Origin of the sequence: Nocardiopsis sp. Huas11 (genome assembly GCF_003634495.1) — a bacterium.
Classification (GTDB): Bacteria; Actinomycetota; Actinomycetes; order Streptosporangiales; family Streptosporangiaceae; genus Nocardiopsis.
The window spans coordinates 1,400,249-1,420,408 of the sequence record NZ_RBKY01000001.1 but is presented as its reverse complement, the minus strand read 5'-3'; the positions used below and the strand labels follow the sequence as shown (position 1 = coordinate 1,420,408).

The 20,160-nt window shown below is 70.1% G+C and carries 21 protein-coding genes; 11 read left to right on the top strand and 10 right to left on the bottom strand.

Features of this window, described 5'->3' with window-relative positions:
• Window positions 1-5: 5 nt before the first annotated feature.
• The 7 genes from DFP74_RS06295 to DFP74_RS06265 form a co-directional block, all read right to left on the bottom strand.
• A complete protein-coding gene (locus tag DFP74_RS06295; RefSeq protein ID WP_121180838.1) occupies window positions 6-1,418 on the bottom strand; it encodes a DUF6177 family protein in 1,413 nt (470 codons plus the stop codon).
• A 102-nt stretch (window positions 1,419-1,520) separates the two neighbouring features.
• A complete protein-coding gene (locus DFP74_RS06290) occupies window positions 1,521-2,408 on the bottom strand; it encodes an immunity 49 family protein (protein WP_121180837.1) in 888 nt (295 codons plus the stop codon).
• Window positions 2,409-2,442: 34 nt separating this feature from the next.
• Window positions 2,443-2,832 carry an immunity protein YezG family protein gene (locus tag DFP74_RS06285; RefSeq protein WP_233570829.1) on the bottom strand — a complete coding sequence of 130 codons (390 nt, stop codon included), beginning with the start codon at window positions 2,830-2,832 and terminating at the stop codon, window positions 2,443-2,445.
• A 428-nt stretch (window positions 2,833-3,260) separates the two neighbouring features.
• Complete coding sequence (locus DFP74_RS34195) at window positions 3,261-3,737, bottom strand: immunity protein YezG family protein (protein WP_233570828.1); 477 nt, start codon at window positions 3,735-3,737, stop codon at window positions 3,261-3,263.
• A 12-nt stretch (window positions 3,738-3,749) separates the two neighbouring features.
• Window positions 3,750-6,638: a DNA/RNA non-specific endonuclease gene (locus DFP74_RS06275; protein WP_147453823.1), complete on the bottom strand. Its 2,889-nt coding sequence runs from the start codon at window positions 6,636-6,638 to the stop codon at window positions 3,750-3,752.
• A 118-nt stretch (window positions 6,639-6,756) separates the two neighbouring features.
• Entirely contained in the window at window positions 6,757-7,128 is a 372-nt protein-coding gene (locus DFP74_RS06270) for a DUF6507 family protein (protein WP_121180835.1), read from the bottom strand.
• 38 nt (window positions 7,129-7,166) lie between these two features.
• Window positions 7,167-7,484 carry a hypothetical protein gene (locus DFP74_RS06265; protein ID WP_121180834.1) on the bottom strand — a complete coding sequence of 106 codons (318 nt, stop codon included), beginning with the start codon at window positions 7,482-7,484 and terminating at the stop codon, window positions 7,167-7,169.
• 241 nt (window positions 7,485-7,725) lie between these two features.
• Here DFP74_RS06265 and DFP74_RS06260 point away from each other — a divergent pair, with 241 nt between their 5' ends.
• Entirely contained in the window at window positions 7,726-7,947 is a 222-nt protein-coding gene (locus DFP74_RS06260) for a hypothetical protein (RefSeq protein ID WP_121180833.1), read from the top strand.
• Between the two features lie 240 nt (window positions 7,948-8,187).
• Here DFP74_RS06260 and DFP74_RS06255 read toward each other — a convergent pair whose 3' ends face one another.
• On the bottom strand, window positions 8,188-8,748 hold the full coding sequence (locus tag DFP74_RS06255) for a DUF6069 family protein (protein ID WP_121180832.1): 561 nt from the start codon (window positions 8,746-8,748) through the stop codon (window positions 8,188-8,190).
• A gap of 90 nt (window positions 8,749-8,838) precedes the next feature.
• Here DFP74_RS06255 and alr point away from each other — a divergent pair, with 90 nt between their 5' ends.
• The 9 genes from alr (at window position 8,839) to DFP74_RS06215 (ending at window position 16,410) form a co-directional block, all read left to right on the top strand.
• Window positions 8,839-9,966, top strand: coding sequence for an alanine racemase (gene alr, locus DFP74_RS06250; RefSeq protein ID WP_121180831.1), 1,128 nt, complete (start codon window positions 8,839-8,841; stop codon window positions 9,964-9,966).
• Between the two features lie 191 nt (window positions 9,967-10,157).
• Window positions 10,158-10,709, top strand: coding sequence for a tRNA (adenosine(37)-N6)-threonylcarbamoyltransferase complex ATPase subunit type 1 TsaE (gene tsaE / locus DFP74_RS06245; RefSeq protein ID WP_199725503.1), 552 nt, complete (start codon window positions 10,158-10,160; stop codon window positions 10,707-10,709).
• Window positions 10,710-10,718: 9 nt separating this feature from the next.
• Window positions 10,719-11,396, top strand: coding sequence for a tRNA (adenosine(37)-N6)-threonylcarbamoyltransferase complex dimerization subunit type 1 TsaB (gene tsaB, locus DFP74_RS06240; RefSeq protein ID WP_121180830.1), 678 nt, complete (start codon window positions 10,719-10,721; stop codon window positions 11,394-11,396).
• Between the two features lie 56 nt (window positions 11,397-11,452).
• The gene (rimI, locus tag DFP74_RS06235; protein ID WP_121188069.1) at window positions 11,453-11,908 is read left to right on the top strand and encodes a ribosomal protein S18-alanine N-acetyltransferase; all 456 of its coding nucleotides are present in this window, start codon (window positions 11,453-11,455) and stop codon (window positions 11,906-11,908) included.
• Complete coding sequence (gene tsaD, locus DFP74_RS06230) at window positions 11,905-12,939, top strand: tRNA (adenosine(37)-N6)-threonylcarbamoyltransferase complex transferase subunit TsaD (RefSeq protein WP_121180829.1); 1,035 nt, start codon at window positions 11,905-11,907, stop codon at window positions 12,937-12,939. Before rimI ends, tsaD begins: the two co-directional genes overlap by 4 nt.
• Window positions 12,940-13,179: 240 nt before the next feature.
• Entirely contained in the window at window positions 13,180-13,470 is a 291-nt protein-coding gene (locus DFP74_RS34190) for a hypothetical protein (protein WP_233570827.1), read from the top strand.
• 42 nt (window positions 13,471-13,512) lie between these two features.
• Window positions 13,513-14,877, top strand: coding sequence for a glycosyltransferase family 4 protein (locus DFP74_RS06225; protein ID WP_233570826.1), 1,365 nt, complete (start codon window positions 13,513-13,515; stop codon window positions 14,875-14,877).
• Window positions 14,878-15,023: 146 nt separating this feature from the next.
• Window positions 15,024-15,383, top strand: coding sequence for a hypothetical protein (locus DFP74_RS06220; protein WP_121180828.1), 360 nt, complete (start codon window positions 15,024-15,026; stop codon window positions 15,381-15,383).
• Window positions 15,384-15,441: 58 nt separating this feature from the next.
• Entirely contained in the window at window positions 15,442-16,410 is a 969-nt protein-coding gene (locus DFP74_RS06215) for a zinc-binding dehydrogenase (protein ID WP_121180827.1), read from the top strand.
• 224 nt (window positions 16,411-16,634) lie between these two features.
• On the opposite strand, the gene DFP74_RS06210 is transcribed toward DFP74_RS06215, so the two are convergent.
• Window positions 16,635-17,336: an HAD family phosphatase gene (locus DFP74_RS06210; RefSeq protein WP_121180826.1), complete on the bottom strand. Its 702-nt coding sequence runs from the start codon at window positions 17,334-17,336 to the stop codon at window positions 16,635-16,637.
• A gap of 186 nt (window positions 17,337-17,522) precedes the next feature.
• Between DFP74_RS06210 and DFP74_RS06205 the strand changes: the two genes are divergently transcribed.
• Window positions 17,523-17,933, top strand: a complete 411-nt coding sequence (locus DFP74_RS06205) for a VOC family protein (RefSeq protein WP_121188068.1) — start codon at window positions 17,523-17,525, stop codon at window positions 17,931-17,933.
• A 124-nt stretch (window positions 17,934-18,057) separates the two neighbouring features.
• On the opposite strand, the gene DFP74_RS06200 is transcribed toward DFP74_RS06205, so the two are convergent.
• Entirely contained in the window at window positions 18,058-20,121 is a 2,064-nt protein-coding gene (locus tag DFP74_RS06200) for a hypothetical protein (RefSeq protein WP_121180825.1), read from the bottom strand.
• Between the last annotated feature and the right edge of the window lie 39 nt (window positions 20,122-20,160).

The window sequence follows — 20,160 nt, the reverse complement described above, 5'->3', positions numbered from 1 at the left end:
GGGGCTCAACGGGGCCTGAGGTGCTCCCTGAGGGCCTGGAACCGGTCCCAGGAGTCCGGTTCCGTGCCGTCGCCGACGCGGTACCAGACCACCGGGGTCATGCGCGGACCGACCGCCACGCCCTCCACCGGTGCCTGGAGCGCCCTGTCCAGGCCCGTCTCCAGGACCCCCTCGGCGCCCACGGCCAGACCCACGGGCACGGGCACCCCGGACCAGCGCGGCGGCGTCGTGAGGTCGGCGCGGCCGAGCGCGCGGTGCACGGTCATGGTGCGCAGGCCGCCCTGGGTCGCCAGGTCGCGCAGCAACGGGGTGAGCGCCTGCGTGTCCGGCTCCTCGCCGGGACGGTGGGCCACCGTGAGCAGGACGTGCTCGCGCACACCCGAGGGCACGCGCGAGACCCGCAGGGTCCCGGCGAAGGGCAGGGCGCCGGCGTCCGCGCCGCCGTCGGGCTGACCGGAGAAGGCCAACCAGGTGGCCCCGGGGGCGCGCCGCCGGGCGGTCTGGGTGATCCGGGCGGGGTCCCAGGGGCGGATGAGGGGTTCGGAGGTCCCCCAGACCGACGGAGGCGCCCCGGCCACGTGCGCGGCCAGGTCCGCCACGACACCGCCGAGCACCAGGTCACCGCTGACCGGATGGTCGATCTGGAGATCCACGTGCAGGAGCACGGTCGGTTCGTCGTCGGGTGAGACGTGAAAGGCCGTGTTCGGGCCGTCCCTCGGGTCGAGGCCGGGGTCGGGCACGAAGCCGGTGTCGTCCGCCCACACCAGCGGCAGGCCGTTGAAGCCGTCGTAGTAGCGGCCGTCGGGCGCCCGCACGACCCAGGTCGCGGCGCGCTTGCCCAGGAACGAGCGCAACGCGTGCGTGAGGACGCTCGTGGACGGGGTGACCACCTGGAGGCCGAGCCCTTCGCGTCCGTGCACGGCGAGGGCGTCCACGATCCAGCTCGACAGCGGCACCACCGGGCGGTCCTGTACCACGACGGCGTTCTTCCCGGTCACGGCGCTCACCGCGGGGTGGTCGGTGACGCCCTGGAGGTGTTCGTCGTCGCGGGCGAGCCTGGGCTGGGGCTCCCAGAGTGTGCCGCCGTGCCGCTCGACCAGGTGGCGGGCGAACCGGCGGGCCATCCCGGCGGTGTCGGTGTCGTCGAGCTCGGCGCCCCGTGCCTCCACCCAGTAGGGCTGGGCGGGAAGGTCGTCGCTCACCCCGTCCGTCAGGAGCCGGTCGGCCTCGGAGGAGACCGCCAGCCGCTGTGCGGCCTGCACGGCCAGCACGAGGCGGCCGGAGTCGTCGCGCAGCTCGATCACCGTCCCCTCGGCGACCAGTCGGACCCGCAGCTTCGGCCCGGCCTCGGCCAGGGCGTCCAGGAGCGAACGCCGGTGGGGGCTCTCGGCCAGAAGGGCGATCACGTCATGGCTCACGGGGGGCTCTTTCACGGGGGAGCGGGGCGGTTCGTACGCTACTGGGTCGTGCCCGGCCGAGCGGTCAGGGGAGCGGGGCCAGGGCCGCCGTCACATGGCCCCTCAGATGTCGAATTCGCCGTACCAGGTGCGTTCGACGATGTGTATGGGGAGGTAGTCGGATTCCACTTCGAGCTGGAATCCTGTTTCGTGGTGGCTGCGGTCGTATCCCATGCAGGCCAGGGCGAGGAGGCCCAGCGGCGTGACGTTCTTGACGTCCTCAGCGCGTTCCTCATCAGAGGTCACATAGTCGCGCCAGAGTGTGAGGCCGTTGGCGAGGGATTCGTTGAAGGCGTCGGAGTCGCCCTGGGCGAATTTCAAGAAGGTGTTCATCTGTGGGAAGACGACTTTGTTGAGGTGGTCGGGGTCGCCGAATTCGGATCGTGTGGGGTCGGAGAGTTCCATCGCGGCGGTGAGTTCCTCGACCAGTTCAGGACGGTGGAGAATGTAAGCCTGTCGCGCTGCCGCCCAGTGATAGGTAAACGCGTTGTACTGGGCGCCACCATTCTGTTCGGCCTGTCGCAGGAGTTCGACGTCGATGTGGCACAGTCGCTTCCACCGTTCCTGGTCGCGGCAGGTGATGGCGAGGTAGAACGCCATGTCCCATGCCCCGACGTCCGTGGAGTATCGAGGCCCGGTCGCGGTGGTGCGCCTGGTCTTGTGGTCGAACATGAACTCGACCGGCGTTCCCGCTTCGGGGATGGTGATGTCGAACAGCGAGTTGTACATCTGCATGGCCGCCGTCCAGGCCTCCCAAGTCTCCAGGTTCGCGGCTCGACGGTCCACCGCCAACGTGGTGCACGCGTCCGACCACAGGGAGTTCAACCTGAGGTCGATGGACCCAGGGCGTTCCTCGGCTGTCTTGCCAACCCGAGCCCGCTTGTCGGGTATGCGCGGGAGGAGATTCTCGTGACCGCAACCGAGATCATGGGACGGAATGAAGTAGGTCATGCGAGAGGTTCTCACGAGTCCACGTTCATCGAGGTCACCCGGTGGTGCCTTCCTCGGATCCCTTCTGCTCCTTCTCCTGCTTCATGATTGCGATTGCGGACCGGATCTTTTCATTGAGCCACTCGGGCGCGTTCTCGAAGCGTCGGGGGTACTGCTGGAGGTCCTGATAAAAGGTCCTCGGGTCGGGCTCGAAGGGGAAGGAGGGCGGATTGTCGTAGTCGAAGTCGACGTTGAAGCTGCCGGGCGGTGTGATCGTATATTCGGCGGAGTACCACGTTCCCTTGCCGGATTCGTGCATCTTGTCTCGAAGGCGAAACATCATCTCCGTGACGTCCTTCGAAGTGTCTATTCTCTCGGTGGTGCCCTCGTCTCTGGTTACCGTGGTTCGGCAGGTGGTGAGGCTGATGAGGGCATCGTATTTCAAGCTGATCTCAGTCCAGGGTCCCTGAACTTTTTCAAGAATGAGGGATCCGATTTCTCGGAGCGCCTCATTCTGCTCTTGGGGGCCTATGGTTCTCCGCTCCTTGCTGCTTTCATGGTTGTTTGGAAAGTCGTCCCGTCGCCTTCATGTGTCTCGCGAAGTTCGATCCTCTCCCAGGAGGGCATGGTGGAATCAAGAATATGTCCACCGATTTTCTGGAGGAGTGAGTTCTGGTCTTCAGGCGTCAAAGGAATGGCGGTGGTCATCAGATGTCGAATTCGCCGTACCAAGTGCGTTCGACGGTGTGCTTGGGGAGGTAGTCGGATTCGACTTCGAGTCGGAATCCGGCTTCGTGGCATGGTGAGTTTCTACACGGGCGTGACGCATGGCCGCAAAGGTCGGATCCGCCGTGCCAGATACCTCGGGCGGTGTCACTCGGTGGACCGTCCCTCGGATTCCTCCAGATCTTTCTCCTGCTTCATGATCGTGAGGGCGGTCCGGATCTTGTCCTTGAGCCAATCTGGGGTGTTCTCGAAGTCGCGTGGGAAATGCGCCATGTCCTCGTAGTAGGTCTTGGGGTCGGGCTCGAATGGGAAGGTGGGCTGGTTATCATAGTCGAAGTCGACACTGAATCTGCCGGGCGGGGTGATCGTATATTGGGCGGAGAACCACGTTCCCTTTCCCTGCTCATACATCTCATCCCGGATTTGGTCCATTAGCTCGTCGACGGTGCTGGGGGGCACCACCTTCTCCGTGTTTCCGTCCTCCCTGGTGACGGTAATAATAGACGTCGTCAGTGTGATGAAGCCCTGGTACTTCAGGGCGATTTCTGTCCAGGGTCCCCGCACCTCGTCAAGGATCAGGTCGCCGAGCTTTCGGAGCGTCTCGCTCTGCTCTTGGGGGTCCATGGTTCTCCGCTCTTAGTCGCTTCCAGAGTTGTTCTGGAAGTCGTCCCACATAGGGTCGTTCTCAGGGGTCCTGGGCGCCGGTACGTTTCGGTATCGAATGGGTTCCTGTTCGACTCCATCGATCGAGTACCTCACCCTCACCGCCGTTGGCACCTGCCCACCGGTCGACGGGTAGGTCACGTCAAAACTGACATCGACCCGGTGATCGTTCGCTAGCAGGTCACGCCAGTGGTCCTCCAAGGCGTAGAAATTGGTCTCGGGGACGCCGCCGGTTTGTTTCTGGTTGAGCAACCTGAGCTGTGTGTGCAGGTTGATGTGGTGACCACTGCCGCCGAATCCGGTGCCGATGAAGTGGCCGCCGTCCCATTCGCCCTCGGGGTACTCCGCCATCGGCTTGTAGGCTTGACGCCCCCGTCCTCCCGATACGCCCTGGTCGGAAGCACGGTAGTCCTCGTTGATCTCACTGCGCTTGCGGTCGCCTTCCACCTCGTCGCTGAGCCGCTGAAGATCACCATGGGCGTGGGTGGTCCGGCGACTTCCGTCGGTTTCGTAGAAGTACTTGTGGCCGGGGTGTTCGTTGACATCAACCGCGTAGGTGGCGTTCGGTCGCGGATTGCGCAGTTCGGGGTTGAGGTCTCCCTTCACCCCCGCGTGCGTGTCGACGAAGCGGATCTCACCGCTGTCGTCAGTGTAGAACCGTCCACGGTGCCCGAGGTCGTACATCGAGTTCGGTTCCAGGCCCCACTTCGGTTTGAAGACCGACCTCGGTCCCGGGTAACCATTGTCACCGGGACGTAGCGTGTGGATCCGCTCAGGATCCACCATCGGCGGCCGATAGCGATCACCAAGGCTCCTATCGTTCCAGGCCTCGTCACCGACGCCGCCCCGCTCCCGAGTGGGTTGGTCGGGGCTGTCGGTGTTGTTCGATCCGTTTCCAGGATCGCTGTCGCCGTAGCCCGGAAGGCCGGAGCCCGAACCCGTGGGGCCGTTGCCGTTGCCGGTGGTGACCGTGTTCGAACCGTTGTCCTGGTCGTCGGCGTGGGAGTTGTTCGGGCCGTCGTTGCCGTTGGTGGGAGAGTCGCCCGGCCGGGTGTCGTTGTCGACGCTGTTGGTGACGGTCGGGGACCGGTCCATCAGGTCCGGGCCGCTCGGGCGGAAGTCCTCCGGGATGTCGAAGTCGGGGTCCGAGTCGGAGAGGTCGACCCGCTGGTTGCGCGGCGTGTCCGGGGTCGCGGAGTTCTCCAGGTGGTTCGGGCCCGGGCGGAGGCCGGCGTACTCCAGCTCACGGCCGTCGTCCCCGTCTCCTGAGCCCTCCCAGTTACCGTCGGTGTTGCCGCCGTTGCCCTTCTCGGCGTCGGCCCGGCGGAAGTCCGGCTCGAGCTGTTCCCCGATCGCGTTGAACTCGAGGAGGTCCTCGGCGGTCATGCCGTCCTTGAGGTCCTCCACGGTGTAGCCGGAACCCTGGGACGTGCGCCGGTTGTCGTTCGTCGTGGAGGTGTCGTCACCCGTGCGGGGCCGGGAGCCGGTGGGGGCACCGGAGTCGCCGGTGCCGTCCGGGGTGTCGTTCCGCTCCGCGAACCGGGCGAGGGCGTCCTGCATGTCCTGGATACGCCGGGGGTCCACGCCCCCGAAGCCGGACAGGTCGAACTCGAACAGGGTCCGGTTGCCGCCGGCGAAGTTCGGGAGGTTGAGCTGGATCGAGATGGGGGAGGGGGAGTCGCCCGGGGACAGGTCCACGTCCGCCAGGCGGCTGCCGTTCATCTTGTTGAGGATGGACGCGCCGCGCCAGGCCAGCAGGGGGACGCCGACGGCGGCGCCGACACCGGTCGCGGTCAGCGCGACACCCGCGACGGCCACACCGATGTTGAGCAGCGCGGTACCGATCACGTAGCCGGGCCGGTCGCCCCATTCCTCCCACGGGACCACCGCGTGGGCGGCCTCCGTCCAGGCGTCGCCGACGGTGCCCCAGCCCGCCCACCCGTAACTGTCGGACTCGGCGTCGTACATGCCCACCAGGGACGACACCGACTGGAGGCTGCCCTCCCAGTTCTCCAGCAGCGCGTCGTCCCACGACATGGAGAACCAGCCCTCGGAGCTGTGGGCGCCGACCGCCGCGCCCAGGCCCTCGACCGCGCCGACCCCGAAGTCCCACACAGCGGCGCCGGTGTCGACCCACCAGTGCTCGTCGGTGGCGGCCCCTTCGATGCCCCACTCGGTCGCCAGCTCCGACAGGTCCTGGTCGAAGCCGTGGTAGAAGACGTTCGGGTCCAGCTCGCCGTCGGAGCTCGCCTTCTGGAACCTGGTGCGGTCCGGCACGAAGAGGTTGATGGCGTTCGCGCAGACGCGCTCGGCCTCCACGTAGTCCTCGATGATTTGGGTGCCCTTGGTGATCAGGGCGTCGTTCTCCTCGACCAGAGGGGCGTCGCCGTAGCCGAAGAACCCGAGGAATCCCTCCTCGTCGCGCCATTCGTCGCCTTTCTCGGCGATACGGGCGCGCAGGTCCCATGCCTCGGTGCGCAAGCTCGACCAGCGGGTCTTGATGGCGCCGAGGTCCTCGGCGAAGTTGTCCAGGGCGGTGGCGGCGCGGCTCATCGCCCGCTGGACGGTGTCGCCGTCGGTGGCCACCGGGTCCAGCACGGAGTAGAGCTCCCCGGCTTCGGGGGCCTGGTAGCAGGACGTCAGTCCGCCCCACGAGGACTTGATGTCGTCGCCCAGGCCGCTGACCCTTTCTCCCGCGGTCCGAAGATTCGACGCGTAGACCTCGATGGAGCCCGGGTAGGTGCTGGGCTCCGGGAACGTGGCCGGGCTGATCTTGCCCTCGCTGTCGACCAGCATCCCGACCTGCTCGTCGATGCTGAGCGGTGGGTTGCTGGATACAGACGGTTCGGGTGCTGGGGGCACGGGGTTCCCTCCGTGTGGGGGCGGGCAGGGGCGGCGAGCACGGGGCGCGGCGCGGGGGCGCCTGGGTGGTGCGAGGGAACTGCGGGGGAGCTGGAGCGGGTGGAGCGGCCGGGGGCGGTCAGACCGGCTGGTTGGGACCGTAGGTGGGCGGCGGAGGCGGCGGCGGGACCACGCCTGCGTTGCGCTGGGACTCCAGGGCCATCTCGTTGTTGCCCTCGACGTAGGCCGTGGTCGCCTCGCTGGTCCGCTCCAGGGCGTTGGCGGTCAGGCTGAGCATGTCGCCCATGAGACCGAAGTAGTGCTCGGCGAACTCGCCCAGGGAGACGGAGATGGGGGCGCTGCTCACATAGCTGTTCAGGTTGGTGATGGTGCTCTCCAAGCCGGTCATCTCACCGAGCAGACCATCGGATCCGCCCTCCTCGCCGATGTAGCCGGCGGTGGTGGACAGCACGGATCCGACTTCCTGGGGCGTGACATCCCAAGCGGACATACGAACTCCTCGGGGGTCGGAGTGGGGGGGCGAGGCGGTCAGCGGGAGGCGCGGGCGTGGAAGGCCTCGGGGCGGAAGACGTCGCGGGGGAGCGGGGCGGCGGGGGCGGAGCCGGGGGACGGCGCCTCCTTGGCGTGGGCCACCTCGATGGTGTGGTGCATCCGGTTCAGCGCTCCGTGCACCCGTCCCAGGTCGAACCCCGCGCGTACGCGCGCGTAGTCGAAGGTCCGGCGCAGCCGGTGGTCGGGCGCCAGGGAACCGGGGAGGTCGCCGGGGCCGTCCTCGGCCGTACCGGGGGCGGTGGAGGGAGAGAGGACGAACTCGTCGTCCTCGACGGGTCCGGAGTCGAACTTCACGGTCGGTCCTCTTTTCTTCCCGTCGGCGCGGACGGGGCCGTCGCGCCCGGAGTCCCCATGTGAATCTGATGGAGAGTCCCGTCGTCCATTGTGTCGGACGCTCCAAGCGTGACAGGGGTTCTGGGGGATACGGAGGGATGGGGGCGAAGGCGTGTGGCGCCGGTCACGGGGTCGGCGTCGTGTCCGCCGATGGCCGGTCGCCGAAGGGGGTGCGCGGCTCGTGGCAGGGAAGGGGGAGCGTATGAGTACGGAAATCATCCTGCACATGCGATCCGGCCGCAGACACGTCTTTCACCCCGACGACCTGAACGGGCCGCACGACCGGGGCGGCGAGCAGGCCCTGGAGAGGGTCAAGCGTTCCCTGCACGAGGAGTTCGGGCTGCTCGACTTCCGGGACACGGAGGGCCACCACTGGATCGTCCGCTCGGCGATGGTCGAGGGCGTCCTGGTCAACCACGGTTAGGGCGCGTCCCCTGCGGTGTTGCGGGCTCGCGGGCTTGCGGTCATCGCGCCGCCGCGCCCTCGCGGCTGACCCCGCGCCGCCGCGCGCACCGGCTCCGGGCCCGCCGCCCACCGGCGCACCGGCCCCGCCCGCGCCGCTGCCCGACCGGGCACGGTTTCCGCGGCCCGGCCCCGCGCGCGCGAAGGGGCGGGGCCGTGACGGCCCCACCCCTTCGTCGTCGTTCGCTTCGCGCGAGCGGATCTACGGCTTCGGGGTCTCTCCCCGGTGCTCCAACCGTTCCACGCCGGGCAGGATCCCCTCGTGACGCAGGACCGTGCGCCTGCTTCGGCCGTCGGTGCGCGCGCTTCTGATGACCGCCGTCTTCGCCACGCTGTTGAGCAGCGTCGCGATGGCGATTCCGGCGACCAGGTTCATCATGGCCGTGGCGATCTGACTGGCCGGCTCGGCTCCCTGGGTGAAGGGAGTGACCGCGGCGACCGCCGTGACCAGTCCTATGATCCACCCGAAGAACGCGCGCGGCCGGGGCGCGGACAGCAGCAGCATCTGTAGCAGGGCCGTGGCCAGCAGTGCCGCCACACCCGCCATCAGTGCGTAGACGACGGTCCCGACGTCGCCCAAGTATCCGGCCTCCTCAGGGGCGAGCACCGGGATCCCCATGACCCCACGGATCACGAGAGTGCCCACCAAGATCACCAGTACGGCCACCACCGCGGTGGCGAGGCCTCCCGACCACAGTCGCACCGTGTTTACGGATCGCTCGCTTCCCGTATGTACGGAATGCTCGCTTCCGAACTCGTTCATGCCGGTACCCCCAGATACGGCGCCGAACTCGGTCGAACACCACATACCCGTAGCCCCGATGTGGTAACCCACACGTGGAAGACTGGGCCCATGGCTCACTTCGCCCATGCTCGCGTCGACCTGGACGCGATCGCCGACAACGCCCGGCTGCTTCGCGAGCGCGCGGGCGGCACGCCCGTGATGGGTGTGGTCAAGGCCGACGGCTACGGTCACGGCATGCTCCCGGCCGCGCGCGCCGTGCTCGCGGGCGGGGCCACCTGGCTCGGCACCGCCTTCGTCCACGAGGCCCTGGCCCTGCGCGAGGCCGGCCTCACCGTGCCCGTCCTGGCGTGGATCGTCCCGCCCGGTGAGCCCCTGGCCGCGGCGATCGCGGCCGACATCGACCTCGGTGTGAGCGACCGCGCGATCCTGGACGAGGTCATCGAGGCCGCGCGGCGCCTCGGCCGCACCGCGCGCGTGCAGCTCAAGGCCGACACCGGACTCAACCGGGGAGGCGTCGGCCCGGCCGACTGGCCGCAGCTCGTGGAGGCCGCAGCGCGCGCCGAGGACGCCGGACACGTCCGGGTCAGCGGAATCTGGTCCCACTTCGCCTGCGCGGACGAGCCCGGACACCCCTCGATCGCGCGCCAGCTCTCCGCCTTCGACGAGGCCCTGGAGAGGGCGGACAAGGTCGGACTCACCCCCGAGGTCCGCCACATCGCCAACTCCGCGGCGCTCCTGACCCTGCCCGAGGCGAGATTCGACCTCGTGCGCGCCGGAATCGCGAGTTATGGTCTCATCCCTATTCCGGGATATGAAGTGCCCGGAATTCGGCCCGCCATGACCCTGCGCTCCCGCATCGCCCTCGCCAAGCGGGTGCCCGCCGACAGCGGCGTCTCCTACGGGCACCGGTACGTGACCGAGCGCGAGACGACCCTGGCCCTGGTGCCCCTCGGCTACGGCGACGGCGTGCCCCGCGCCGCCACCAACAAGGGCCCGGTGTTCCTCGGTGGACGCAGGCGTACGATCGCGGGAACAGTCTGCATGGACCAGTTCGTTGTGGATGTGGGTGACGACCCCGTCCACGCGGGGGACGACGCGATCCTGTTCGGGGACCCGAGCACGGATCCCGGTGTTCCCACCGCCGAGGACTGGGCCGAGACCCTGGACACCATCCCGTACGAGATCGTCACACGGGTGGGCTCCCGGGTCCCGCGCGAGTACGTCGGCGGCGCCTGAGACGGGGCGCGGTCCGGGCCCGCGCGCGTGCGCGCGCACCCGGTGTCGCACGTACCGGACCGGACCTCGTGCCGCGAACCGGCCACGGATGCCCTCCACCCGTCCTAACCTGGGTGAAGAGGTCACCTTCGGTGCGCCCTGACCACTGTGCCCAGCCACCTCCCGACCCATCACCGACCACTGCGAGCCTGATGACAGACGCAACCGCGACCACCCCTGGTGTGTCCACCGACGTAGTGCCCGACAGCACCGCGCCCCCCGTCGGCGCGGTCACCGCTCTCACCGCGGCCACCGACGACGCCATGCGCGCGCTCGGCCGCGACCTCGCCGCCCTGACCCGGCCCGGCGACGTGCTCATCCTGTCCGGGCCTCTCGGCGCGGGCAAGACCACGCTGACCCAGGGCCTGGGCGAGGGCCTGCGCGTCCGCGGATCGGTCACCTCCCCGACCTTCGTCATCTCCCGCATCCATCCCTCCCTGGTGGGCGGCCCCGACCTCGTCCACGTGGACGCCTACCGGCTCGGCGGCCCGGCGGAGATCGACGACATCGATCTGGACATGACCCAGCCCGACTCGGTCACCGTGGTCGAATGGGGCGAGGGCGTCGCCGAGGGCCTCGCGGACGACCGTCTGGAGATCCGCATCGAGCGCCACCACGACGACACCCGAACCGTCCACCTGCGCGCCGTCGGCGCGCGCTGGAACGACATCGACCTGCCCGGCGCCCAGCCCGGGCTCGGATAGGCGGTCCCCGTGCTGCTGTTGGCCTTCGACACCGCGACCCCGGCGGTGACCGCCGCGATCGGTGAGAGCGGCCCCGACGGGTCCTTCCGCCTGCGCGCGAGCGCGGCCTCCGTGGACGCCCGCCGCCACGGCGAGCTCCTCAGCCCCACCGTCCACCGGCTGGTCGGGGAGGCCGGGATCACCCTGGGCGACCTGGACCACGTGGCCGTCGGCATCGGCCCGGGCCCCTACACGGGCCTGCGGGTCGGCCTGGCCACCGGCCACGCCCTGGCCGATGCCCTCGACGTGCCCTGCCACGGCGTCACGACGCTCGACGCCCTGGCCTTCGCCACCGGCCGGACGGAGCCGTTCGTCGCGATGACTGACGCCCGCCGCAAGGAGGTGTTCTGGGCGCGCTACGACGACCGCCTCCACCGTGTGGGCGAGGTGCGGGTCGACCGGCCCGCCGAGATCGACACCGGGGGCCTGCCCCTGGTCGGCCACGGCGCCCGGATGTACGAGGAGGTCCTCGGCTCAGCGGCCCAGGACCCCGAGCCGCTCTACCCCGACGCCGCCGCCATGGCCGAGCTGGCCCTGATGCGCCTGCGCGAGGGCACGGAACTGCCCGCGCCCGAACCGCTCTACCTGCGCCGTCCCGACGCCGTGGAGCCCGGCAGCCCGAAGAAGGTGCGCCAGTGGGTGAAGTGACCGTCTCGGCCTCGGGCTCCTACGCCGAACCCGGCGAGCCCGTGCGCCTGCGCACCATGACCGACGACGACGTGCCCGCGGTCATGGAACTGGAACGCGCCCTCTTCCCGGAGGACGCCTGGAGCGAGAACATGCTCCGCGAGGAACTCGGTACGCAGGGGCGCAGCTACGTGGTGGCCGAGGCCGGCGACGCCCTCGTCGGCTATGCCGGACTGCGCACGGTGCCGCCGGAGGGCGACGTACAGACCATGGCCGTCGCCCGGGACGTGTGGGGGCGCGGCATCGGCCGGGCGCTGATGGCCGAGCTCCTGGAGCGGGCCGAGCGGAGCGGCGTCACCCACATGTTCCTGGAGGTGCGCGACGACAACCCGCGCGCCCAGGACCTCTACGCCCGTTTCGGGTTCCGGCAGATCGGTGTGCGGCGCGGATACTACAAGGGGGCCGACGCGATCGTCATGCGACGCGTGGCCACGGCCGGACCCGGGTCCGGCGAGGCGGAGGAGCGATCATGAGCGGCCAACCGTTGATCCTCGGGATCGAGACGTCCTGCGACGAGACCGGCGTCGGTTTGGTCCGCGGCTGTGAGCTGCTCGGGGACGAGGTGGCCTCCAGCGTCGACCAGCACGCCCGCTTCGGCGGCGTGGTCCCCGAGGTCGCCAGCCGCGCGCACCTGGAGGCCATGACCCCCACGGTCCGCCGGGCGCTCGACGGCGCCGGGGTCAAGCTCGCCGACGTGGACGCCATCGCGGTCACCGCGGGGCCGGGCCTGGCGGGCGCCCTGCTCGTGGGGGTGTCGGCGGCCAAGGCCTACGCGATGGCCCTGGGCAAGCCCCTCTACGGCGTGAACCACCTGGTCGGCCACGTGGCCGTGGACCAGTTGGAGCACGGTCCGCTGCCCAAGCCCGCCATCGCGCTGCTGGTCTCCGGCGGCCACACGTCCCTGCTGCTGGTCAACGACCTGGCCACGGACGTGGTGTCGCTGGGCGACACGGTCGACGACGCCGCCGGTGAGGCCTACGACAAGGTGGCCCGGCTGCTGGAGCTGCCCTACCCCGGCGGCCCGCCCATCGACAAGGCGGCCCAGCGGGGCAACCCGAAGGGGATCCGGTTCCCGCGCGGCAAGTGGGGCGACGGCACCTACGACTTCTCCTTCTCCGGCCTCAAGACCGCGGTGGCGCGGCACGTGGAGGACGCCGACCGCAGCGGTGAGCCGCTCGTGGTGGCCGACATCGCGGCGGCCTTCCAGGAGTCGGTGGTCGACGTGCTCACCCGCAAGGCCGTGGACGCCTGCGTCGAGCACGGCGTGAGCACGCTGGTGATCAGCGGAGGCGTGGCGGCCAACTCGGCGCTGCGCGCCCTGGCCGAGCAGCGCTGCCAGGAGGCGGGGATCGAACTCCGGGTCCCCCGGCCGCGCCTGTGCACGGACAACGGGGCGATGATCGCCGCGCTGGGCGCGGAGGTCGTGGCGGCCGGGCTGCCGCCGTCGTCCCTGGACCTGGCCACGGACACCTCGCTGCCGGTGGAGCGCCCGCTGGCGGTGTGAGTTCGCGGTAGGAGAGGGGGCGGGGCGCTTCGGCGTTCCGCCCCCTTCGCGCACGGATTCCGGATTCCTTCCCCAGCCTGATTTCTCCCATCCCGGTGAATGAAAGGCCCCCGCCATGCCGTTTATTCGCGTTCATTGGAACGGCGGATGTGCGGTGATAAAGTCCGCCGTCACATCCTCGCCGGCCAACGGAATGGGCCTGTCGACGGATGTCATGGTTTGGGGGGATCCATGGGATATGTGCGTAGAAACAAGAAGATTTCGGTCGCGGCAGCGGCGTTGATCGGGACGTGCACGATCGGCATGTTGTTCTCGATGGGCGTCATGTCGCTGTTCACCGCTCTGCAACTCGTCGCCTTGGGGGCGATCGGTGCGGGCGTCGCGGCGGTCATGGTCTGGGCTCGGCGGGTGGACCGGCGTGTTCGTGACGTCTATCTTTCACTGGCGGACGGAAAACGCGCCGCGGCCGAAGGTGGAAAAGAGGGCGGTCTCAGGTCGGGAATGGAATGGCGCATCGCCGCGCGCGCCTAGGAGGCGCGCGCACGCGCTCAGATCCTCTATGGAGAAGGGCGGGTGCGGGAAGCCATCGACGAACTCGTCCCCTACGCCGCCTTGGACGACCAGGCCGATCGGGCGCGCCGCCGTTTGATCGACCACCGAAGGGCGATCGGTCCGCTGCCGGAGCTGCCCGAGCGCAAGCCGGGAGAACTTCCGCCGGTTCCCGGACGAGTCCTGCACTTCGTGACGAACGCGTTGCCCAACACGCAGGCGGGCTACACCGTCCGCACACACAGGATCGTTCTCGCCCAGCGTGACGCCGGGATGGAGCCCCACGTCGTGACCTTTCCGGGTTGGCCCGGGCCCGAGGACGGGGACACTGCGGCACTGCGCGAAGTCGACGGGATCCCCTACCACCGGCTCCGCCCCGGAGAACGATTCGGCCTGGGACTGCAGGAACGGGTCGATGTCGCGATCAGCGAGGCCACGGCCTTGGCCCGGCGACTCCGGCCGGCGGTGCTCCACGCCGCCAGCGACCACAAGAACGCCACTGTCGCCCTGCACGTCGGACGCGCACTCGGCATCCCTGTCGTGTACGAACTGCGCGGCTTCCTGGAGGAGACCTGGCTGTCCCATGAGGGGGCGTCCTCCCGCCGTGGGAGTGAGCGCCACCGTCTGCTCGTCGAACGGGAGAGCTCGGTGCTCCGGGCAGCGGACGCCGTGGTGACCCTGGCGGACACGATGAGGTCGGAGATCATCGAGCGCGGTGTGGCGCCCGAACGTATCGTCATGGCGCCGAACGCCGTGGACGAGCGGCTTCTGCACGAACGGCCCGACGGGGCGTCCTTCCGGGAGTCCTTCGGTATCGCGCCGCACGAGTGCGTGGTGGGCTCGGTGTCGAGCCTGACGCACTACGAAGGGTTCGAAACCCTGATCGAGGCCGCGGGCCTGCTGCGGGACAGGGGCAGCGAAGTACGGATCCTCCTGGTCGGGGACGGGCCGGCGCGACCGGACCTGCTCGACCTCGCCGAGCGCCGCGGCCTCGGTGACGGGTGCCTGCTCCCGGGGCGGGTGGACCCCGACGAGGCACTGCGTGCTCAGGCCGCACTGGACGTCATGGTCGTGCCTCGCATCGACGCACGCGTCACCCGCCTGGTCACACCGCTCAAGCCGGTCGAGGCGATGGCGCTGGGCGTACCCGTGATCGCGAGCGACCTGCCCGCGCTACGCGAGCTCGTCGACAACGGTCGGGCAGGGACCCTGATCCCCCCGGGGGACCCCGTCGCGCTGGCCGACGCCGTCATGTCGCTGGACAAGAACGTCGAGTTGCGTGAGGCGTGCGTACTGGCCGGGCGCGAGGAAGTCGGGTCCCGCCGCACCTGGGGCCACAACGCGGACGTCTACCGTGCGCTCTACGGCCGCCTCGGCGCGCTTTCCTGAGCACGGAGGGGGCGGGACGCTTCGGCGCCTCGCCCCCTTCCACGTGCGCACCCTGGCTGGGCGGCGGGTGATGCGCGCTGCTAGCTTGACCCTGCTCGATGTCCCGGCGTTCCCCGTCGCCGGCCCCCGAAGAACGGACATTCCGCATGAAGGCCCATCGCGTCGCCCTCCACACCGCGGGCGCACTCCTCGTACTCACCTCCGTGACCGCCTGTGAGGGCGTCAACCACAAGAGCTGCCGCAACGGCGACTGCACGGTCGTGGTCGTCGACGCGCAGTGGTCCGGGGCCCTGTCGGAGGGCGGGAACACCGAGTACGGGTTCGAGGTCTACATGGGTGCGGACCAGAGCGCCGAGGTGATCGTGGAGCAGGAGGAGGGCAACCGGGAGGAGGAGCAGAGCGCCACGCTCCAGCCCGGGGAGTCCGCCGAGCTCTTCCACTACACCGTCGAGTACGTGTCCCACACGGAGGAGGAAGGCGCGACCTTCCAGTTCACTCCTTCTTAGCCCGCCGACCGGCCCCCCGACTGGAATCCGGTTCGGCGAACGTGGTTGGCTTCGGACCATGTTCGCTATCACCGCAGCACGCATCAGCCCCGACGACCCCGTCTCCGGTCTGGAGGCGGGCGAGCGCCCCGAGCCCGAGCCGCGCGAGGGGTGGGCCGTGGTCGACGTCCGCGCCGCCTCGCTCAACCACCACGACCTGTGGAGCCTGCGCGGCGTCGGCCTCGACGAGAAGAGCCTGCCGCGGATCCTCGGCAGCGACGCCGCCGGCGTCGACGAGGACGGCAACGAGGTCATCCTGCACAGCGTCATCGGCGACCTCGTCGCCGGGGGCGGGAACGAGACCCTCGACCCGCGCCGCTCGCTGCTGTCGGAGGTGCACGAGGGCACCTTCGCGGAGAAGGTCCTGGTGCCCCGGCGCAACCTGCTGCCCAAGCCCCCGGAGCTGTCCTTCGAGGAGGCCGCCTGCCTGCCGACGGCGTGGCTGACCGCGTACAGCATGCTCTTCGGCAAGGCCGACCTGCGGCCCGGCTCGACCATCCTCGTGCAGGGCGCGGGCGGCGGCGTGGCGGCGGCGCTGATCCGCCTGGCCGCGCAGGCCGGGCACCGGGTCTACGCGACCAGCCGCAGCGAGGCCAAGCGCGACCGCGCCGTGGCGCTGGGCGCGCACGCGGCGGTGCCCACGGGTGAGCGTCTGCCGGAGCGGGTCGACGCCGTCTTCGACTCGGTCGGCCAGGCCACCTGGGCGCACTCGGTGCGCTCGCTCAAGCCCGGCGGGGCGATCATCACCTGCGGCGCGACCAGTGGTGACGCGCCCTCGGCCGAGCTCACCCGCGTGTTCTTCCTCCAGCTGCGGGTGCTCGGGTCCACGATGGGCTCGCGTGCGGAGCTGGCCACGCTCACCGAGATGTGCGTGCGCACCGGGCTGCGTCCCGACATCGACCGGGTGCTCCCGCTCGACCGTGCCCGTGAGGGCTTCCAGGCGATGGCCGACGGCGACCTGTTCGGCAAGATCGTCTTCACTGTCTGACGCGGTGCCGGGCGCGGTCGCCGGTTCCACGCGAGAGCGGACGGCCGCGCCCCGGCGCGCCGAGGCCGTGTTCTTCTGCGGGCTTTCGGGTGGGCTCGCGGTCGTCAGGTCGTCTCTCGTCAGACGATGTGCGAAGTTCAGCCTGGTCGTGCTGCACGAGCGCAGAGGCGCCGCGAGAGGCGGTCCTGGCGGCCGCGAGCCCGGAATGCCGCAAAGAACACGGCCTACGGGTGCCGGGACGTGCTCCGCGGGGGCGCCGGAGCCGGAGCCGGCGCCGGCGGGACCGTGTCCGGGGACAGCGACGCGCGGGCCAGGGCGTAGGCGTCCACCAGGCTCGCGCCGGAGTAGTGGGCGGCGGCCAGACCGGTGATCTGCTCGTCGCCGTTCACCGCCACCGTGGCGGTCAGGTGGCGAAAGAGCGGGGCGTCCGACAGGGAGTCCCCGTAGGCCACGCACGCGTCGGCCGCCAGGCCCCGGTCGCGGCGGGCGCGTTCAACGATGTCCACCTTGTCCTGCGGGGTGAGGATGTGGTCGGCCACGATGGGGGAGGCGAACGGCAGCGGGGGGAAGCGCGAGGCGACCACCTCGTCGAAGCCGAACCGGAGCAGCAGGCGCGCGTAGAAGTCCGGGGACATGCTCACGACCATCGAGTACTCCCCGCGCGCCCGGATGTCCTCGCAGACCTCGCGGATGCCGGCGAGGAAGGGGCTCCGCTCGAAGGCCGTGGCGACGTGCTCCTGCGTGAGCGCGCTCCAGAGCCGGTGGACGCCGCGCGCGAAGCCACGCGTGTCGACCTCCTGGCGCCGGAAGCGCGCCTCCAGCTCCAGCAGCTCCTCCTCACAGCGCAGTAGACGAGCGATCTCCAGGCTCGCGGTCGTTCCCCTCAGCAGGGTGCCGTCCATGTCGAAGACGTGCAGGCGGGTCATGCGCTCTGTCCTCCAGGCGGTTCGCGGCGACGGTGGGGCTCCGGGGCGGCCGTCCCGAGTCGAAGGCTAGAAGATGCGGGGACCGCCAAGGGTCGGGCGAGTGGAGGACAGTCATTGGCCTCCAGTGTCCGTAACGTCGACTCCATCGACACCGCGCACCGCGCGGGGAACACGAAGGAGGCCGTCATGCTGCGAGGACTCACCACCATCAGCCTGTGGGCGGACGACGTCGCCGAGGCCGCGCGCTGGTACGCCGAGGTCCTGGGAGCCGAACCGTACTTCGAGCGGCCCGGTCCCGGCGGTGCCACCGCCTACGCCGAGTTCCGCGTGGGCGACCACCAGCACGAGCTGGGCATCATCGACCGGCGCTTCGCGCCCCCGAACGGGCACTCCGGCCCGGGCGGAGTGGTCGTGTACTGGCACGTCGACGACGTCGAGGCGGCCGTCGAGCGACTGCTGGCCCTGGGGGCGACGGAGTACGAGCCCGTGACCGTCCGGGGCGAGGGGTTCGTCACCGCCTCGGTCACCGACCCCTTCGGCAACGTCCTGGGCGTGATGTACAACCAGCACTACCTGGACATGCTCGCCGGGAGCTGACCGGACGCGGGCGGGGCCGGCACGCGTGTCGCGTGCCGGCCCCGCCCGTGGTGCCCGGTGCGGGCCGCTCCTGAACGGCGGCCGAAGGTTGCGCGCCGGAGGCGTCCGTTGAGGGTGGGTGGGCTTACTCGTCGTCCTCGTCGTCGTCGCGACGCTTCTTCTTCTTGCCGTCGCGACCCGGGCGCAGCAGCGCCTCGGCGAGCGCGAGCACCGTCTCCTCCAACGACGTGAACCGCTTGGTGACGTCGTCGTGGGAGTTCTCGACCGCCTCGGTGACGGTCTCCTCGAACTCCTGCCGGTCCGGCCGCTGCTTGAGCTCGCGCAGGACGGGCTCGATGGCCGAGGTCACGTGCTGGTCGATCTCGTCGAGCTTGCCGGAGTGGTCCAGCTGCGGGCGGTCGACCAGTTCGGTCAGGCGGCGGTGCAGCTCGGTGATCTCCATCGTCTGCGGCAGCTGGTTGAGCCGCTGGTTGAGCGCCTCCAGACGGTCGTCGATGGCCTCCATCCGGCCGTCCACGCCCTCGAAGTGCCCGCTGACCCCCTCGAACTGGCCCTCGACCCCGTTGACCCGGCCGTCGAGGCCGTCCAGGCGGCCGTTGAGCCCGTCGATCCGGCCGTCGACGCCGTCGATCTTGCCCTCGATGCCCTCGAAGCTGCCCTCGAAGTGCCCCTCGAAGGTGTCGAAGCGGTCGGTCAGGCGGCCCAGCTCGTGGTCGACCTTGCCGGTGATCTGCGACAGGTGGTTGTCGACCTTGGCCGTGAGGGACTCGCGCTGGCGCTCCAGTCGCTCGTCCAGCGCGCTCTGGTGGGAGCGGACCTGCTCGCCGAGCGTGTCGGTGAGCTCCTGGTGGCGCTCGGCCGCCTCCGCGGCGAGCCGGGTGTCGTTCTCCTCGACGAAGCCGCGCAGCTCCCCGAGGTCTCCCGCGACCCGCTCCGCGTCCTCGGCGATCCGGGTGCTCAGGGCCTCGGTGCGCTCGATGACGGCCTCGCGCAGCCGCTCGGCGGCGGCCTCGTCGTGCTCGCGGGCCTCGGTGCGGCCCAGCTCCATCTGCTCGCTCAGCTCCGACAGGCGCTGGCGCAGGTGGGAGCGGAGCTCGGTGAGCGAGGACTCGTGGTTCTCCCGCAGCTTGGCCAGGGAACCCGTGACGTCGGCGACGGCGGCCGTGGCCTCGGCGTGGTTCTCCTCGCCCTGCGTGCTCAGGTAGCCGACGCTCTCGGTGAGCTTGGCCGTGAGGGCGTCGTGGCGCTCCCCGGAGGCGGTGGCCAGGGCGCCGAGCTCCTCGGCCAGGGCGCTGGTGCGCTCGCCCAGCTCGCCGGTGTTCTCCTGGAGCTTGGCGAGCAGGCTCTCGTGCTGCTCCGCGGTGCGCTCGGACACGAACGAGCGCAGCTCGGCCACGCGCTCCTCGGTGTGGGTGCGCAGCTCTGCGGCGGCCTCGGTGACCTTCGCGGTGACGGTCTCCCCGAGCTGCTCGTCGGCGGCGGTCAGCGCCTCGCGGGCCTCGCCCACGGCGGCGGTGACGGCCTCGCGGCTCGCCTGGACCGCTTCGCCGAGCTCGGCCCGGCCGGCGGCCAGCGTCTCGGTGACCGTGGCGGTGAGGGCCTCGTGCCGCTCGCCCGTGGCCTCGGCCAGCGAGGTGAGGGAGGCCTCCAGGCCTTCGGTCCGCTCGGCCAGGGCCGCCAGGGCCCCGTCGAGCGCGTCCAGCCGGGCGTCGACCTTCTCGCTCAGACCGGTCAGCCGCTCGCCGACCTCGGCGATCTGCTCGGAGGTCCGGTTGCCCGTCTCGGCCATGCGCTGGAGCCGCGTCAGGGCGGTGTCCAGGTGACCGGCGATGCGGTGGGTGTCGGCCCGCAGGGAGGGCATGTCCGAGAGGGGCTTGACCTGGCGGCCGACGATCTCGATGTGCTCCGCGAGGGTCTCCGCCCATTCCGGGGGGCGCGAGAGCAGGTCGTCGATCCGGCCGTCGACCTTGGTGATCGACTCCCCGAGGGCGGTGAGCTCGCGCTCGCGCAACTCGCGCAGCAGCCACTCCATGCCCTCCAGTCGCTGGCGCATCTCCTCGCTGACGGCGCCCTGCGACTTCTGTTCGGAGTCGTGCTCGTTGGCGGCCTGGGAGAGCAGGTCACGCATCCGGTCGGAGATCCCGGCCTGACCTCCTCCGGTGAGGAAGTTGTGATTGGTCTGTTCCACCGAGGTGCTCCTTGATTGTTCTGGCGCTCCCGAACCGGC